Origin of the sequence: Achromobacter pestifer, from assembly GCF_013267355.1 — a bacterium.
Classification (GTDB): domain Bacteria; phylum Pseudomonadota; class Gammaproteobacteria; order Burkholderiales; family Burkholderiaceae_B; genus Achromobacter; species Achromobacter pestifer_A.
Map to the genome: position 1 here is coordinate 4,555,913 of NZ_CP053985.1, position 14,416 is coordinate 4,570,328.

A 14,416-nucleotide genomic window follows, 5' to 3' on the forward strand; every position below is an offset into this window, starting at 1 on the left:
CCTTGGGGGGGCAGCTAGCGTACGTAGTGCGCGCGGCGTGGGGGGCAACACCTCAGCGGATGAGGAACCCGGCGCCAACGGGGTCGTTCTTGTCGATCACCCAGCGCGCCGTGCCCAGAATGCTGGCCGTGCCCTTGACCGTGGGGCGCACGGCGCGGGTGCCGTTCAGATCCACCTCGCCCAGCAGGCAGCCTTCGAACACGCCGCTGCCCAGCAGGCCTTCCGACTTGATCGGCTGGTTCAGGCCCATCTTGCCGCGCGCTTCGAACATGGCCATCATCGCGCTGGTGCCGGTGCCGCCGGGCGAGCGGTCCAGCTGGCCGGCGCTGAACACGTGCACGTTCTTGTAGAACGCGCCCTCGATGGTCGGCTGGTGCCAGAAGGTGATGAAGTTCAGGTTGTTGATGTGCGCTTCGGTCGGGTGCTGGATGCGATGGCGGGCATTGAGCTGGTCGCGCACGATCAGGCCCATGCGCGACAGCTCCGTGCCGTTGTCCGGCGAAATGCGCAGGTCGCAGCCGGACAGGTCGACGATGCCGAAGTAGTTGCCGCCCCAGACGATGTCCGCGGACAGCTTGCCGTAGCCCGGCAGCTCCACAGGAATGTCCTGCGCGGCCACGTAGGCAGGCACGTTCTCGAACCGTGTCCACAGCACATTGTCGCCTTCGGACGCCACTTCCGACACGACCAGGCCGGCGGTGGTTTCAAAGCGGATCTTGGTGATGCCGTCCTTGCCGCGCGCCACCAGGCCGTGGGCCACCATGGCCATGCTGACCGCGATGGTGCCGTGGCCGCACATGTGCGAATACTCGGTGCCGTCGATGTAGATCAGACCGGCGTCGTACTCGGGGCTGGACGGCGGCGTGAGGAACACGCCGAACATGTCCTTGTGGCCGCGCGGCTCGCGCATCAGCGCCTTGCGCAGCCAGTCGTAGTTCTGCTCCAGGAAGGCGCGCTTCTCCAGGATGGTGGAGCCGGCGGGGTAGGGGATGCCGCTGTGCACGATGCACAGGGGCTCGCCTTCGGTATGGGTATAGATGACATCGAACGCGTCTTGCTTGCGCATGACTGTGGCTCCAGGCAGTAAGGTAGGGGAAAAGTTATTTGCCGCGTTCGGACAGCATGTCCAGCCCGACGGTCAAATCCAGGATGACGATGGCGATCACCGCAACCACGATCGTGGCGCCCGATACGGCTGCGATGGTCGGATCTATCGTGTATTGCACGTAGTTGAAGAGCTTCACGGGGATGGTGTTCAGGTCCGCCGTGGTGTTGAAAATCGACAGCTCCACGTTGATCCACGAAGAGATGAAGGCGAAGATCGAGCCGGTGACGATGCCGGGCCGGATCTGCGGCAGCACCACCAGGAAGAAGGTCGTCCAGGGATTCGCGCCCAGGTCCGCCGAGGCTTCTTCCAGCGCGCGCTGCTCCGGCGTCAGCAAGGTCAGCGTGGACCGCAGCACGAAAGGCGCGATGATGACGATGTGCCCGATCAGCAGGGACAGGAAGCTGCGCGTCAGGCCGAAGTACGCGCCGTACTGCAAGAGCGCCGCGCCCAACACGATGTGTGGCAGCACCAGCGGCGACATCAGGACCGAGGTCAGCGCGGCCTTGCCCGGGAACTCGTAGCGCGCCACCGCCAGCGCGGCCGGCACCGTCAGCAGCACGGCCGCGGCCGTGGCCGCCAGGGCCAGCACCGTGCTGGTCGTGAACGCGGAGACATAGCCGGCCTCGATCAGCAGCGTCCGGTACCACTCCAGCGTGAAGCCCTTGGGCGGAAACGCCAGATAGGGCGTGGACGTGAACGAGGAACCCAGGATCACCACCAGCGGCAGGGCCAGGTAGGCCAGCACGCCCAGGGCGATCAGGCGGATCAGGTTGCGGGCGATCATCGCGCGGCTCCCGGCAGGACGGCGGCGCGGTTCGCGAGCGCCACCAGGATCAGGGTGAACACCAGCAGCACCATGCTCAGCGCGCCGCCGTAATGGAAGTCGAACACCGTGCTGTACTGCTGGAAGATCAGCATGGACAGCACCGACACGCGGCCGCCCGACAGCAGCGCAGGCGTCACATAGGCGCTGACGGCCAGGGTGAAGACCATGATGGCGCCGGACACCACGCCGGGCAGCGTCAGCGGCCAGGTGATGTGGAAGAAGGTGGCCGCGGGGCTGGCGCCCAGGTCGGCGGAGGCCTGCTCGCAGGCGGGATCGACCCGCGCCAGCGCATTGCCCACCGCCAGCACCACGAAGGGCAGCAGCACGTAGACCATGCCGATCAGGATGCCCAGCTCGGTGCCGATGAAGCGCATCGGACGATCCGCGACGCCCGCGCCCACCAGGGCCTGGTTGACCAGCCCGTTGCGGCCCAGCAGCACCATCCAGCCGAAAGCCCGCACGATATTGCTGGTGAACAGCGGCACCACCAGCAGGATCACGCAGAAGCGCCGCCAGGCCTGCCAGCGCACCACGCGCACCAGATACCAGGCCAGCGGATAGCCCAGGATCACGCAGGCGACCGTGGTGAACAACGCCAGCCGGAAGGTGACCAGGATCACGTCCCAGTGGTACTGGTCGCCCAGCACGCGCAGATACTGCTGGGCGGTGAGGTTCAGTCCGTCGGGTCCGCCGGTGATGCTGGCCAGCGCCACCACCGCCAGCGGCGCCAGGAAGAAGGCCGCGAAGAACAGCACGGGGGCCGCCAGCAGCAGGCAGGGCGAACGCCAGGCGCGCGTGCTCATGGCTGCTCACCGATCAGATGCAGGTGTTCCGGCGCGAATGCCAGCCGCGCCGCGGCGCCCGGACCCAGGCCCGACGGCGCGATGCCGCCATGGCGCGCCACCAGGACCTGTCCGCCGATATCCACGTGGATCATGCAGTGGCTGCCCACGTTGATGACGTCGGTGACCGTGCCGTCCAGCCCATGCGCCGCCGGGTCATCGGCCAGGCGCAGGTCCTCGGGCCGCAGCACCGCGACGCCGTGCGCGGGCGCGGTCTTGCCCGGGAACGGCAGGCGCAACCCCTGGGCGTCCAGCAGCAACTCGCCGCCGCTGGCGGTGTACGCCATGAAGTTGGCGTCGCCGATGAACTCGGCCACGAAGCGCGTGGCGGGATGCCGGTAGATCTCGGTCCCGCCGCCCACCTGTTCGATCTTGCCCGCATGCATGACCACGACGCGGTCGGCCATGGTCATGGCCTCTTCCTGGTCGTGCGTGACGAAGATGAAGGCGATCCCCAGCTTGGCCTGCAGGTGCTTGAGTTCCAACTGCATGCGCTTGCGCAGTTTGAGGTCCAGCGCCGACAGCGGTTCGTCCAGCAACAGCAGCTTGGGCTGGTTGACGATGGCGCGCGCCAGCGCCACGCGCTGCTGCTGGCCGCCGGACATTTCGCGGGGAAAGCGCGGGCCGAAGTCCGCCAGCCCCACCATGTCCAGCGCGGCGCGCGCGCGTTCGGCCGCCTGCTGCCGCGACGCGCCCTGGCGCCGCGGGCCGTAGGCCACGTTTTCCAGCACGCTCATGTGCGGAAACAGCGCGTAGTTCTGGAACACGGTGTTCAGCGGCCGGTGATGCGCGGCCAGGCGGCTGATGTCCTGGCCCTCGATCAGGATGCGGCCCGATTCGGGCCTGAGGAATCCGGCGATCGAACGCAGCAGAGTGGTCTTGCCGCAGCCGCTGGGACCGAGCAGGGCCACGAACTCGCCCTGTTGGATCTCCAGGTCGATGCGGTCCAGCGCCTGGTAGGCGCCAAAGCGCATCGACACGCCTTCGATGGTGAGCAAAGCGGACATGTTCGATCCTGGTCTAGCGCTTGCGGGCGACCTGGCGGTTCCAGGCGTCCGTGACCTCGGCGCGGCGGCTGTTGATGAGGTTCCAGTCGAACAGGCTCAGGTCCTTGACCGAGCCGTCCGCGCCCCAGGGCAGCTTGCGCGCCACGTCCTTGGACACCTGCACGTCCTTGACGGCGGGGCCCAGGTACAGGCGGGTGGCCAGGCAGGCGGCGGCATCCGGCGTGAGCGCGGTGTCGATGAACTTCTGCGCGGCGGCCTTGTTCGGCGCGTTCTTGACCAGATGCAGGCGCGCATCCGTGGCCCAGGCGCCTTCCTTGGGCACGGCGAAGCCGATGGGCAAGCCCTTGTCGATCAGATCCCAAGCGCCCACGTTGAAGTGCGCGCCGATGATGGCCTCGCCGCTCTGGTAGGCGTTGGTCGCGGCGCCCGAGCTGTCGAAGAACAAGGCCGTGTCCAGCGACGCCAGCTTGGCGTACAGCGGCGCCAGATTGGAAGGGTCGACCGAGAACACCCGCGCCAGGAAGAAGATGAACGGCACGCCCGACGAGTTCGCCGGCGAAGGAATGGCCACGGCGCCGGCGTACTCGGGCTTCCACAGGTCCTTCCAGCTGGTCGGAGGTTGGGGCACTTCCTTGGTGTTGTACGCGATGCCCAGCGAGTAGTAGCCGGTGCTGACCGCGTAGGCGCTATCGCCGTTGCGGTACACGCCTTGGTCGATGACGTTCTTCAGGTGGGGTATGCCGGCCGGGTCCAGTGCGTCCAGCACGCCGGCTGCGGCGGCCAGTTCGCTGATGCCGCCGTCCATCCAGGCCACGTCTATGGTGGGCGCGCCCTTCTGCTGCTGCAGCTTGGCCAGCGTGGTGGTGGAGGTGCCCACTTCCGGCACCACCGCCACGCCGGTCGCCTTGGTGTAAGGCTCGGCCACGCAGGCGCGGAACGCGTCGCCCCAATTGCCGCCATACCAGGCGACGGTGATCTTCTGCTGCTGGGCCAGCGCCTGGCCGGCGGCCAGCAGTCCGGCTCCAAGCAATGCGGCGCGTAGCGCGCGGCGGGTAGGTGTTGCCATGTCGGATTCCCCTAGTCGATTTATCGGCCCCGCCGTGCCTGCGCCGGCGGGCGCTGAGGGACGGTGCCATAGATGCATCTTGGGCGATCCCCGGGAAAACCAGCTTGAAGGCCTGGGACAAAAACTTGAATAATTGCGACATGGAAACCGCCATGTCCGCCGCGGCTCCGTCTTTCTCCTATGACGACGAGTTCAGCGGCCCGCCTCAGGGGAAACCCGCACTGACCGTAGGCATCGTGCTGCTGGACCAGTTCACGCTGGCCGCCTTTGCCGGATTGGTGGACGTCTTGCGGCTGGCGGGCGACCACGGCGGACGCAGCCGCCAGATCCATACCGCCTGGCGCGTCATGAGCTGGGACGGCAAGCCGCGCTGCTCCAGCGCGGGCCTGACCATAGACGTGGCCGACGGCCTGCCCGACGATCCCGCGCAGTTCGACTATGTGGCGGTTTGCGGCGGCAACGACTACTTCAACGGGCGCCTGCCCGAACCCCTGCGCGACTGGCTGCGGCTGGCGGCCGCACAGCGCGTGCGCCTGCTGGGCATATGCACAGGCACCTTTGCGCTGGCGCAGGCGGACGTTATCGGGCCGCGCACGGTCTGCGTGCACTGGAACGTGCTGGATACCTTCCGCGAACGTTTTCCGCAGGCCCGGGCGGTGGTGGACCGGCTGTTCGTGGACGAAGGCGACCTGATTTCCTGCGCAGGCTCCACGGCCGCGATCGACCTGGCGCTGTATCTGGTGGCCCGGCATTGCGGGCGCGACAAGGCCCAGCAGGCGATGCGGCACATGATGCTGCAAGGCGTGCGCCCAGGGCGCGTGCCGCAGGCGCACTTCCGCACGGACTTGTCGGGCATCCAGGATCTGCGCGTGCGCCAGGCCGCGCATTTCATCGAACAGCGCATCGACAATCCTCCGCCGCTGGATGCGATCGCGCGCTACGTCGGCGTCGGGCGCAGGCAGCTGGAGCGCGCCTTCCGCCTGGCCACGGGCATGTCGCCCATGGCGTTCCAGCGGCAGTTGCGGCTGGAGTACGGCAGTTGGCTGCTCTTGAACAATCCCAGCAGCATTACGCAGATCGCGCTGGATTGCGGGTTCGCGGACGGCGCGCATTTCTCGCGCGATTTCCGCGCGCATTTCGGCCAGTCACCGCGCCAGTACCAGCAGGCCGCTGGCCGCGACGGCGAAGTCAGCGTGTTTCCCGCCTGAGGCCTCTCCGGACGGCTCGTTCCGGCGTCGGCAGGCCCTGGGCTTATCAACGGAAGGAGACGGCATGACCTATGACCTTTGGTATTGGGACGGCATACCCGGGCGCGGCGAGTTCGTGCGCCTGGCCCTGGAGGCCGGTGGCATCCCCTATCGCGAATGCGCGCGCCAGCCGGGCGCGGATGAAGGCACGCTGGTCGCGGACCTGAGTGCGGCGCGCAAGCATCCGCCGTTCGCGCCGCCCTATCTGGTCGCAGGCAGGATGACGCTGGCGCAGACCGCCAACATCCTGCTGTTCCTGGGCGAAAAGCACGGCCTGGCGCCGGACTCGCTGGAAGGGCGGCTGTGGGTGAACCAGCTGCAGCTCACCATCGCCGACATGGTGGCCGAAGCGCACGACACGCATCATCCGATATCCGCCAGCGAGTACTACGAAGACCAGAAGGTCGAGGCCGCGCGCCGCGCGCGCTGCTTCCGCGAAGAGCGCATGCCCAAGTTCCTGGGCTACTTCGAGAGCGTGCTGGATGGGCCGCAGACATGGCTCGCGGGCGGCAAGCGCTGGACCTATGTGGACCTGTCCATGTTCCACCTGGTCGACGGCCTGCTGTATGCCTTTCCGAAACGCATGGCGACGCTGGCGGTGCGCTATCCCAACGTCATGGCGTTGCATGCGCGCGTGGCGGCATTGGCGGAATTGCAGCCGTATTTTGAAAGCGGCAGGCGCCTGCCTTTCGGGGAGGGGATATTTCGCCAATATCGCGAATTGGATGCGGCTTGAGTCCGGATAAACCCTGGTGTTGCTGAATGCCGATTTTTTTGATGGGTCTCTTGAAAATCTTGAGACCTACTCATTTTTAAGATTAAATATTTGCAAATTGTTAAATAAATATTTCCATTTGTCTCGCGGCAGATAGGTCGAACGGCATCAGGCCACCCATTCCCGGGTAGGAGACGTCACGATGAAATGGATTCCCCTCAGCCAGTTGCTGCGCATGGACCGCGGCATGCAGAAGGCCGACATGCTTGGGCAGATCGCAGCGATCCACAACGCCCAGGCCGTCATCGAGTTCGACCTGGACGGCCACGTCCTGGCGGCGAACCCGAACTTCCTTGGCACCATGGGCTACGCACTGGACGAGATCGCGGGGCAGCACCACCGCATGTTCGTCGACCCCGCGGAGCGCGCATCGGCCGCCTATGCGGAATTCTGGAATCGCCTGCGGCAGGGCGGCCGCGACGCGGGACGCTATCGGCGGGTCCGCAAGGACGGCAGCGACGTCTGGCTGCAAGCTTCCTACAACCCGATCTTCGACCGCCACGATCGTCTGATAAAAGTGGTCAAGTACGCCGTGGACATCACCGCGCAGCAGCAGCGGCAGGCGGACGTGGAAGGCCAGTTGGCGGCGATCTCCAAGGTGCAGGCCATCATCGAGTTCGAACTCGACGGCACCATCATCCGCGCCAACGACCTGTTCCTGGGCGCGGTGGGTTATCGCGCGGACGAGATCCAGGGGCGGCACCACAGCATGTTCGTCCCGCCGGAAGAGGCGCGCGGCGCGGCGTACCAGGAGTTCTGGCGCAGGCTGCGCAATGGCGAGCACGACACCGGGCAGTACCTGCGCCTCGGCAAGGGCGGCCGCCAAGTCTGGATCGAAGCCAGCTACAACCCGATCTTCGACGCCGAGGGCCGGCCGGTCAAGGTCGTCAAGTACGCCACCGACATCACGCGGCGCTTTACCGCCGCCCAGACCCTGCGCGTCGCGGTCCAGGGCCTGACCGAAAACGCCGAGCGCGCGGGCCAGGCCAATACGCTGGCGTTGGACGCCTGTCGCGTCGCCGAGCAGGGTGGCCACACGGTGCAGGAAGTGGTGCAGACCATGGGCGGCATCACCCAGAGTTCGCGCCGCATCTCCGAAATCATCGGAGTCATGGACGGCATCGCCTTCCAGACCAATATCCTGGCGCTGAACGCCGCGGTCGAGGCCGCGCGCGCAGGTTCCCACGGCAAGGGTTTCGCCGTGGTCGCGGCCGAGGTGCGCAGCCTGGCGCAGAACAGCGCCGCGGCGGCCAAGGAGATCAAGGGCCTGATCACCTCTTCGGTGCAGCAGGTCGAGAGCGGCGCGCGCCAGGTGCAGTCGGCCGGCACGACCATGGACGACATCGTGGCATCGTCGCGCCGCGTGACTGAAATCATGGCAGAGGTGGTGGAGGTGTCGCTGGCCCAGTCCGCCAGGCTCGGCGAGGTCACCGAGGACATCACGCAGCGGGCCGGCGAGCCTGCGCGCGCTGCGCCGCCCACCGCCCCGGTCAGGCCCATGGCGCCAGCCTTGCGGGCCAGGCCGGCCGCCAATGGACCGTTGCAGCCGCAGGCCGAAAGGCAGTACGTGCGCTACTGAGCCGGCGCCGCCGGCCCGATGCGCTATAAAGACGGTATTGATCTGAACCCGCAGGCCCGGGCAGGAACCATCTGCCCGGGCCGCGCCATTTGCAGCCACCGTCCATGACCGAATCCGAAGCACTGGCTCTCGCCTCGCACCGCCATTACAAGGGCGGCCTCTACCTCTACGTGGGCACCGCCCGCCACTCTGAAACCGAAGAGTCGCTGGTCGTCTACGAACACCTGTGGCCGCACGAGCGCGGCTTGTGGGTGCGTCCGGCCGACATGTTCTTCGGCCAGTTGCCCGACGGCACGCCGCGTTTCGCGCCCTTGCGGCCGGCGGAGTAAGGCCGTGGCGTTCTACTATCGGCGGCCGCGCGCAAGCGGCGCTGCGCCTGCCCGATCCGCGGGCGGCAAGGCGGGCGGCGAGGCGCTGGCCGCGGCGCTGCAGGCATTGCGCGGTCCGTTCATCGTGGCCGACCTGGAAACCACCGGACTGTCCACCGCTACCTGCGAGATCCTGGAGTTCGCGGCGGTGCGCGTGGGCGCGGCAGGAGCGCTTGAGCGCGAGTACACGCAAGTCGTGCGCACGCGCGGGCCGGTGCCGCCTTTCATCAGCCGCCTGACCGGCATCACGCAGGCCGAAGTCGAGCGCGACGGCGTGCCGGTGGCGCAGGCGTTTTCCTCCTTCCTGGAATTCGTGGAAGATCTGCCGGTGTTTTTCCACAATGCTTCGTTCGACCGGCGCTTCCTGGGCGCGGCGGCGGACCAGACCGGCCTGCCTTTCGCCAACTCCACCCATTGCACGCTGGCCCTGGCGCGGCGCGCATGGCCGGAGCTGCCTTCGCACAAGCTGGACATCCTGGCGCGCCATGTGGGCGCTTCCGATCCCACTCACCGCGCGCTGGCCGACGTGCGCACGACCGTGGCCGTGGCGCTGGCGGCGAGTTCCCGCCTGGCCGCGGCCTAGGAGTTTCGATGTCCGACCTGGAACAGATCCGGCTGGCCGTGCGCCGGTTTACCGAAGAGCGGGAGTGGCAGCCGTTTCATACGCCCAAGAACCTGGCGATGGCGCTGGCCGGCGAGGCGGGCGAACTCGTGTCCCTGTTCCAATGGCTGAGCGAGGCCGAGTCGCGCAGGATGCCGCCCGAGAAGCTGGCGGATGCGGCAGACGAAATCGCCGATGTGCAGATGTACCTGGTGGCCCTGGCCGACCAGCTCGGCATCGATATCGCCGACGCGGTCGCGGGCAAGATGATCAAGAATGCGCGGAAGTATCCGGCGGACCGTTTTCGCGGCAGCGCGCGCAAGTATGACGATCCGCCCGAACAGTCCTGACTCGCGCGCGGCGCGGTCAGGCCGGCCGCGTCAGATCACTTTCTGTTCGTGATGCACCTGGGGCGGTTCGACGAAAAAGCCCGCCACCAGCTTGCGCCATTCCTGGAAATCGCTGGATTCGCGGAAATCGACCATGTGGTTCTCGACGGTTTCCCAGTCCACCACCAGCGTATAGCGCTGCGGCTGTTCGATGCTGCGGTACAGCTCCATGCCGTGGCAGCCGCGGGCCCGCAAGAACAGCGGTTTCGCTTGCGCGACGCCCGCCTCGAACAGCGCTTCCTGTCCTTCGCGGACATGGATGCTGGCAATCTCCTGGATCATGGTCAGGTCTCCAAACAGATGAGGCCGGGTAGCGCCCGGCCGGCCGCCGTAGTATCGCTGAAAACGCCGGACCTGGCGTACACCGGCCGCCGCCGCTTCGGTTGTGCGCGCTAGGGAACTTGCCCGAGCCGACCGCCCGCCGCCCCATCCAAAAAGTTGAATCCGGACGCGCGCGGCGCGGATCCAGCGCGTTTCTCCTCGTCCATACGCACGGGCGCTGCGCAAGATTGCCGCAAATCTGGCCAATTGTTTTACAGCTTGGCGTCGTCCATCGGAACTCGGTCGCCCGTTTAGCCGATATCGACTTGCCTAGGACGGCGCAATCATTCCGTACCAATACGAAAGTCCCACGCCTTTCGTCATTGTCCAGGCGTGGCGCTGAGCGGTAACGGTCCGCGCCGGTCGGTCGCCGGTAATCGTGAATCCGTGCATGCACGGAGCAGGAGGAGCTGAAATGAAAAAGCTCATAACAGTCGCTGCGTTGTCCTTGTTCGCTGTCTCGGCCTATGCGGACCCTGGCGGATCAATTACGGGCCACGCCGGCGCAATCAATGGCACTGCATCTTCCATCTCCACAGGCAGTTCCGTGGCCGCTACCCAGATCAACGGCTACGGCTCTTCCACCCAGGTGTCGTTCGGCATGACGGGCGGCGTTGCGGAAGTGGGCGGCAGCTTCAGCCGCGATGGCACGCAGGTGGTCACCAGCACGCGCCAGTACGCCAACAGCGATTCGTACGGCCATGTGTCGGGCAACGCGCCCATCATGGTGGGCGACAGCATCGCCAATGGCGGCGCCACGTTCGCCAAGACGGATACCAGCGCTTCGGCGACGGGCTCGTTCCATGCGGTGAATGTGGGGGCGTTCGGGTCGATACACGGCATCGGCCCGGTGGGCCATGTCGGCGGTTTCAATCACTGACCCAGTTATCCGGACGGCTTCGGCCGTCCGGGCGAGGGGACATCATGAAGACCATAGTGCTTGCCATTTCCCTGTCGCTGGCGGCGGTGTCCGCCAGCGCCCAGACCAGCAGTTCCAGCGCGACGACATCGGCGTCCTCGGGATCGACCAACGCCGGCAATAATCAGGGCATTACGCTCAACTCCAACAACAGCGGGTCCAGCACATTGCGCAGCGTGCCGCCGCTGGGCGGACAGAGTTTCTACGGTTCTTTCTCGTCCGACAGCTGCATGGTTTCGGCGGGCGGGGGCGGCGCCGTGGTCGGCTTCGGTATGAACATCGCGATCCCGATCGAGGACCAGAAGTGCAGTCTGCGGCGCAACTTCGAACGCACCATGCAGGCGGCCGCCTCGACCAGGGACGCGGACCGCTCGCGCCGCCTGGAAACCGCGGCCATCGATATCCTGTGCCAGACCGACGACCGCACCAAGGCGGCGCTGGTGGCGCAGGGGCTGTGCACCAATCCTGCGCTGACGACGGCGGATCACCGCTTCGACGGCAATGCGGTGGCGCAGGTGGCGCCGCCTGCCGGCGGCCCGGTCCTGGCCGACCGGCCCGTGCCGCCTGCGCCTCCCGCGCCCGAGGCGCAGGCCTATCCGGTGCGCAGCGTCCAGAGCGCCGCACTGGCGTCGCCGCCGCTGCGCAATCGGACCTATACCGACCTGTATACGCCGGGCTGAGGCAGGCGGCCCGCCGGTCCCGCGCGGGGCGGGACAGCGGCAGGATGCTAGGACTGGGCCGGCGGTGCGACGGCGAGCGGCGCCGCGCTCGGCTGCGGCGCCGAAGCCAGCAGCATGGTGGGCGGCGACGACACCTCCAGGCCGGCCTCGTGCAGGCGCTTGAGCAGGGTGAACAGCAGGGCGCTGCGCACGCCATAGGCCGCCCGGGGCGAGGATACGTAGCCCTTGGCATTGAAGACCAGGTTGCCGCCTTCGATGCCGTCCAGGAAGACGTTGGGCGCGGGCGTGTCCAGCACGTCCTCGTGGTCCGAGAAGGCTTGCAGGATCAATTCGCGCACTTGCTCGGCGTCGGTGGACAGCGGCAAGGGCAGCTTGATCTGCACCAGCCCTAGCGGGTTCGAGCGGGTCACGTTGCGCACGGTCTTGGTGACGAACTCCGAGTTAGGCACGATCACCGTGGAGCGGTCGCCCATCTGGATTTCCGTGGCGCGCACGTTGATGCGCAGAATGTCGCCCTCGACGCCGCCCAGCGACACCCAGTCGCCCACCTTGACCGGGCGCTCGGCCAGCAGGATCAGGCCGGACACGAAGTTCTGCACCACCGCCTGCAAGCCAAAACCGATACCCACCGACAGCGCGCTCGCGATCCACGCCACGCGTTCCAGGCCTATGCCCGCGGCCGACAGCGACAGCGCCACGGCGATCACGAAGCCGGCATAGCCGAACAGCGTGGCGGCCGACAGCTGCATGCCCGGATCCAGCTCGGTCGTGGGCAGGTAGCGGTTGGACAGCCAACGCTTGAGCATCTTCACGGCCAGCAGCGACAGCGCCAGCACCATCAGCGCCTGCAGCACGGCGCCCGGACGGATCTGGGCTTCGCCGATGGCGAGTCCCTTGCGCAGTTGGTCGAAGCGCTGCAGCAGGTCCATTGGCGCTTCGCCGAAGGGCGCCAGCAGCAGGATCACGGCCAGCAGGCCGACGGCCACCCGGCCGACGCCCGACAGCAGCACGGCCGCCTGGTCGCGCATGCTGGGCGCTTCGTGCTCGCCGCCGTCGCGGTGCGAGGTGCCCAGCAGCGTACTGAAGCCATCCTCGATCAGCGTCGACAACAGGTATGCCGAGGCCAGCACGATCAGCACCCACAGCACCTGCTTGACCATGAAGCTGCCGAATGCCACATAGCCCGCCAGCAGGCTCGCCAGGCTCAGGATCAGCACGGTCCACACCGCGCCCAGCAGCAGCGACACCCAGAACGGGATCGGCGTTTCGCTTTCCTGCATGGCCTGGCGCCGCAGCCGGCGGCTGATGGCCAGCACCGCGCCCAGCGTCGCCATGGTCAGGACCGCGACGATGCCCGTCAGCGTGATGGTGGTGGTCAGGCTGGCGTTCAACAGCACCGGCAGGCGCTCGGCCAGCCAGATCATCACCACCAGCACGCCCAGCACGCCGGGCAGCCAGCGCAGCCGCGTCGCCACAATGTCGCTGATGGGCGGCAGGCGCCACGACGGCCGGTTCGCGGACAGGAGCGCATAGCCCAGGCCGGACACGTAGCCGCCGAAGCAGACCGTCCCCACCAGGTTCGCGAGCAGCGACGAGGTGCTGTCGCTCAGCTGCGAATTCCAATCCAGCCCCATGTGGATCAACAGAGCGACGACGCCCGGCGTGGCGACGGCCAGGACCACATGCGTGACCGCCAGAAAGGAGCGGCGCAGGCGCCCCGGCGGCACGCGCGTGGCGGTTATCCGCAGCAGCATCCGGCCGATGGCGACGCGCAAGGCGATCGTCAGCGCGATCGCCGCGCCCAATAGCAGCCAGCCCCATTTCGGCGTCTGTCCGACCGCGGTCGCGAGGTCGTCGCGCAGCGCCTCCAGGCGCTCCAGGTCGCGCGGGAACTCCTCGCGGAACTCGGTCCAGAACTGGTCGGACAGGAAGGAATCGCGCCGCTCGCCCAGGCGCGCCTGGAATTGCTTGCGCCGCTGCGCCGATATCTGCTCGGCCGTCTGCCCTGCATCCACGGACAGCAGCCTGGCCAGCTTGATCTGCGCATCCAGCGCCCGGCTGGTTTTGTCGAGCTGCATGCGTTGAGCCGCGACGTCGGACGCTTCCTTGACGCCTTCGGGCGGCGTGCCCAGTTCGCTCAACCGGGCCGTCACGCTGGCCAGCTGAGGCGTCAGGGCCTCGGCGGCGGCATCGGCCTTGGACTGGATGTCCAGCGCATCGCCGCGCTGTTTCACCAAGGTGGCGTCATCGGTCTCGTCGGCGACCCGCTTGCGGATGTCGTCGATCTGCTTGCGCGCGGTCGCCAGCGCCACTTCGGTATCGACGGGCGTGGGCGGCGCCGCCGCGTGGGCCGGCAGCAGGAAAAGTACTAGCAGCAGCGCTGCGATCAGCGCCACGAAAACGGGCGGGCGCGTGCGCCGGGGCCGCGCGGGCAGGGCAATGGAAGTCTGTGTCATATTCTGGGGCGAGTCGCTCGCATTCGAGGCGGGAGCATAGCGCGCCGGCGGCCTGACCGTTGCAACAAAAACGAGTGCTGCGGCCCTATTTTTTTTGATGTGCCTACCCGATGGAGCGGTAGTGTGGATCAGGGATAGAAATAGGGACAGATAGACGATAAGACGCCTCTGGCGGGTCGATGCGCGGCAGGTTCCCGCAAACCCTGTTTACGTGGTCAACGTTTGGATTCAA

At 67.1% G+C, this 14,416-nt stretch carries 15 protein-coding genes; 8 read left to right on the forward strand and 7 right to left on the reverse strand.

Annotated features, from left to right (window positions below; translation table 11 throughout):
* Positions 1–52: 52 nt before the first annotated feature.
* Genes FOC84_RS21665 through FOC84_RS21685 form a run of 5 tightly spaced genes read right to left on the reverse strand, consistent with a single transcriptional unit; the run spans position 53 to position 4,849 of the window.
* Positions 53–1,066, reverse strand: coding sequence for a proline racemase family protein (locus FOC84_RS21665; RefSeq protein ID WP_173146247.1), 1,014 nt, complete (start codon positions 1,064–1,066; stop codon positions 53–55).
* A gap of 34 nt (positions 1,067–1,100) precedes the next feature.
* Positions 1,101–1,892: an ABC transporter permease gene (locus FOC84_RS21670; protein ID WP_173146248.1), complete on the reverse strand. Its 792-nt coding sequence runs from the start codon at positions 1,890–1,892 to the stop codon at positions 1,101–1,103.
* Complete coding sequence (locus FOC84_RS21675; RefSeq protein WP_173146249.1) at positions 1,889–2,737, reverse strand: ABC transporter permease; 849 nt, start codon at positions 2,735–2,737, stop codon at positions 1,889–1,891. Before FOC84_RS21675 ends, FOC84_RS21670 begins: the two co-directional genes overlap by 4 nt.
* Positions 2,734–3,783: an ABC transporter ATP-binding protein gene (locus FOC84_RS21680; protein WP_173146250.1), complete on the reverse strand. Its 1,050-nt coding sequence runs from the start codon at positions 3,781–3,783 to the stop codon at positions 2,734–2,736. Before FOC84_RS21680 ends, FOC84_RS21675 begins: the two co-directional genes overlap by 4 nt.
* A 13-nt stretch (positions 3,784–3,796) precedes the next feature.
* Complete coding sequence (locus FOC84_RS21685; protein WP_173146251.1) at positions 3,797–4,849, reverse strand: ABC transporter substrate-binding protein; 1,053 nt, start codon at positions 4,847–4,849, stop codon at positions 3,797–3,799.
* A gap of 152 nt (positions 4,850–5,001) precedes the next feature.
* On the opposite strand from FOC84_RS21685, the gene FOC84_RS21690 reads away from it, so the two are divergent.
* The 6 genes from FOC84_RS21690 to FOC84_RS21715 all read left to right on the forward strand — a co-directional run bounded on the left by FOC84_RS21690 (position 5,002) and on the right by FOC84_RS21715 (position 9,769).
* Complete coding sequence (locus FOC84_RS21690; RefSeq protein WP_254241732.1) at positions 5,002–6,057, forward strand: GlxA family transcriptional regulator; 1,056 nt, start codon at positions 5,002–5,004, stop codon at positions 6,055–6,057.
* 64 nt (positions 6,058–6,121) lie between these two features.
* Positions 6,122–6,832, forward strand: coding sequence for a glutathione S-transferase (locus FOC84_RS21695; protein WP_173146252.1), 711 nt, complete (start codon positions 6,122–6,124; stop codon positions 6,830–6,832).
* Between the two features lie 181 nt (positions 6,833–7,013).
* A complete protein-coding gene (locus tag FOC84_RS21700; RefSeq protein WP_173146253.1) occupies positions 7,014–8,450 on the forward strand; it encodes a methyl-accepting chemotaxis protein in 1,437 nt (478 codons plus the stop codon).
* 104 nt (positions 8,451–8,554) lie between these two features.
* Positions 8,555–8,779: a DUF1653 domain-containing protein gene (locus FOC84_RS21705; protein WP_059379521.1), complete on the forward strand. Its 225-nt coding sequence runs from the start codon at positions 8,555–8,557 to the stop codon at positions 8,777–8,779.
* 4 nt (positions 8,780–8,783) lie between these two features.
* On the forward strand, positions 8,784–9,401 hold the full coding sequence (locus tag FOC84_RS21710) for a 3'-5' exonuclease (protein WP_173146254.1): 618 nt from the start codon (positions 8,784–8,786) through the stop codon (positions 9,399–9,401).
* 8 nt (positions 9,402–9,409) lie between these two features.
* Positions 9,410–9,769, forward strand: coding sequence for a nucleotide pyrophosphohydrolase (locus FOC84_RS21715; RefSeq protein ID WP_173146255.1), 360 nt, complete (start codon positions 9,410–9,412; stop codon positions 9,767–9,769).
* 30 nt (positions 9,770–9,799) lie between these two features.
* Here the strand turns inward: FOC84_RS21715 and FOC84_RS21720 are convergent, their stop codons facing one another.
* Positions 9,800–10,090 carry an antibiotic biosynthesis monooxygenase family protein gene (locus FOC84_RS21720; protein WP_042794630.1) on the reverse strand — a complete coding sequence of 97 codons (291 nt, stop codon included), beginning with the start codon at positions 10,088–10,090 and terminating at the stop codon, positions 9,800–9,802.
* Positions 10,091–10,676: 586 nt separating this feature from the next.
* On the opposite strand from FOC84_RS21720, the gene FOC84_RS21725 reads away from it, so the two are divergent.
* Positions 10,677–11,009: a hypothetical protein gene (locus tag FOC84_RS21725; RefSeq protein WP_254241733.1), complete on the forward strand. Its 333-nt coding sequence runs from the start codon at positions 10,677–10,679 to the stop codon at positions 11,007–11,009.
* 44 nt (positions 11,010–11,053) lie between these two features.
* Positions 11,054–11,728, forward strand: coding sequence for a hypothetical protein (locus FOC84_RS21730; protein WP_173146257.1), 675 nt, complete (start codon positions 11,054–11,056; stop codon positions 11,726–11,728).
* Between the two features lie 47 nt (positions 11,729–11,775).
* On the opposite strand, the gene FOC84_RS21735 is transcribed toward FOC84_RS21730, so the two are convergent.
* Positions 11,776–14,184 carry a DUF3772 domain-containing protein gene (locus FOC84_RS21735; protein WP_173146258.1) on the reverse strand — a complete coding sequence of 803 codons (2,409 nt, stop codon included), beginning with the start codon at positions 14,182–14,184 and terminating at the stop codon, positions 11,776–11,778.
* Between the last annotated feature and the right edge of the window lie 232 nt (positions 14,185–14,416).

What these genes read in the sequence shown, in the direction of transcription:
- FOC84_RS21730 (WP_173146257.1), top strand. Translation starts at nt 11,054, where the DNA reads ATGAAGACCATAGTGCTTGCCATTTCCCTGTCGCTGGCGGCGGTGTCC.
- FOC84_RS21670 (WP_173146248.1), bottom strand. Translation starts at nt 1,892, where the DNA reads ATGATCGCCCGCAACCTGATCCGCCTGATCGCCCTGGGCGTGCTGGCC.
- FOC84_RS21665 (WP_173146247.1), bottom strand. Translation starts at nt 1,066, where the DNA reads ATGCGCAAGCAAGACGCGTTCGATGTCATCTATACCCATACCGAAGGC.
- FOC84_RS21680 (WP_173146250.1), bottom strand. Translation starts at nt 3,783, where the DNA reads ATGTCCGCTTTGCTCACCATCGAAGGCGTGTCGATGCGCTTTGGCGCC.
- FOC84_RS21705 (WP_059379521.1), top strand. Translation starts at nt 8,555, where the DNA reads ATGACCGAATCCGAAGCACTGGCTCTCGCCTCGCACCGCCATTACAAG.
- FOC84_RS21720 (WP_042794630.1), bottom strand. Translation starts at nt 10,090, where the DNA reads ATGATCCAGGAGATTGCCAGCATCCATGTCCGCGAAGGACAGGAAGCG.
- FOC84_RS21690 (WP_254241732.1), top strand. Translation starts at nt 5,002, where the DNA reads ATGTCCGCCGCGGCTCCGTCTTTCTCCTATGACGACGAGTTCAGCGGC.
- FOC84_RS21685 (WP_173146251.1), bottom strand. Translation starts at nt 4,849, where the DNA reads ATGGCAACACCTACCCGCCGCGCGCTACGCGCCGCATTGCTTGGAGCC.
- FOC84_RS21700 (WP_173146253.1), top strand. Translation starts at nt 7,014, where the DNA reads ATGAAATGGATTCCCCTCAGCCAGTTGCTGCGCATGGACCGCGGCATG.
- FOC84_RS21715 (WP_173146255.1), top strand. Translation starts at nt 9,410, where the DNA reads ATGTCCGACCTGGAACAGATCCGGCTGGCCGTGCGCCGGTTTACCGAA.
- FOC84_RS21695 (WP_173146252.1), top strand. Translation starts at nt 6,122, where the DNA reads ATGACCTATGACCTTTGGTATTGGGACGGCATACCCGGGCGCGGCGAG.
- FOC84_RS21735 (WP_173146258.1), bottom strand. Translation starts at nt 14,184, where the DNA reads ATGACACAGACTTCCATTGCCCTGCCCGCGCGGCCCCGGCGCACGCGC.
- FOC84_RS21675 (WP_173146249.1), bottom strand. Translation starts at nt 2,737, where the DNA reads ATGAGCACGCGCGCCTGGCGTTCGCCCTGCCTGCTGCTGGCGGCCCCC.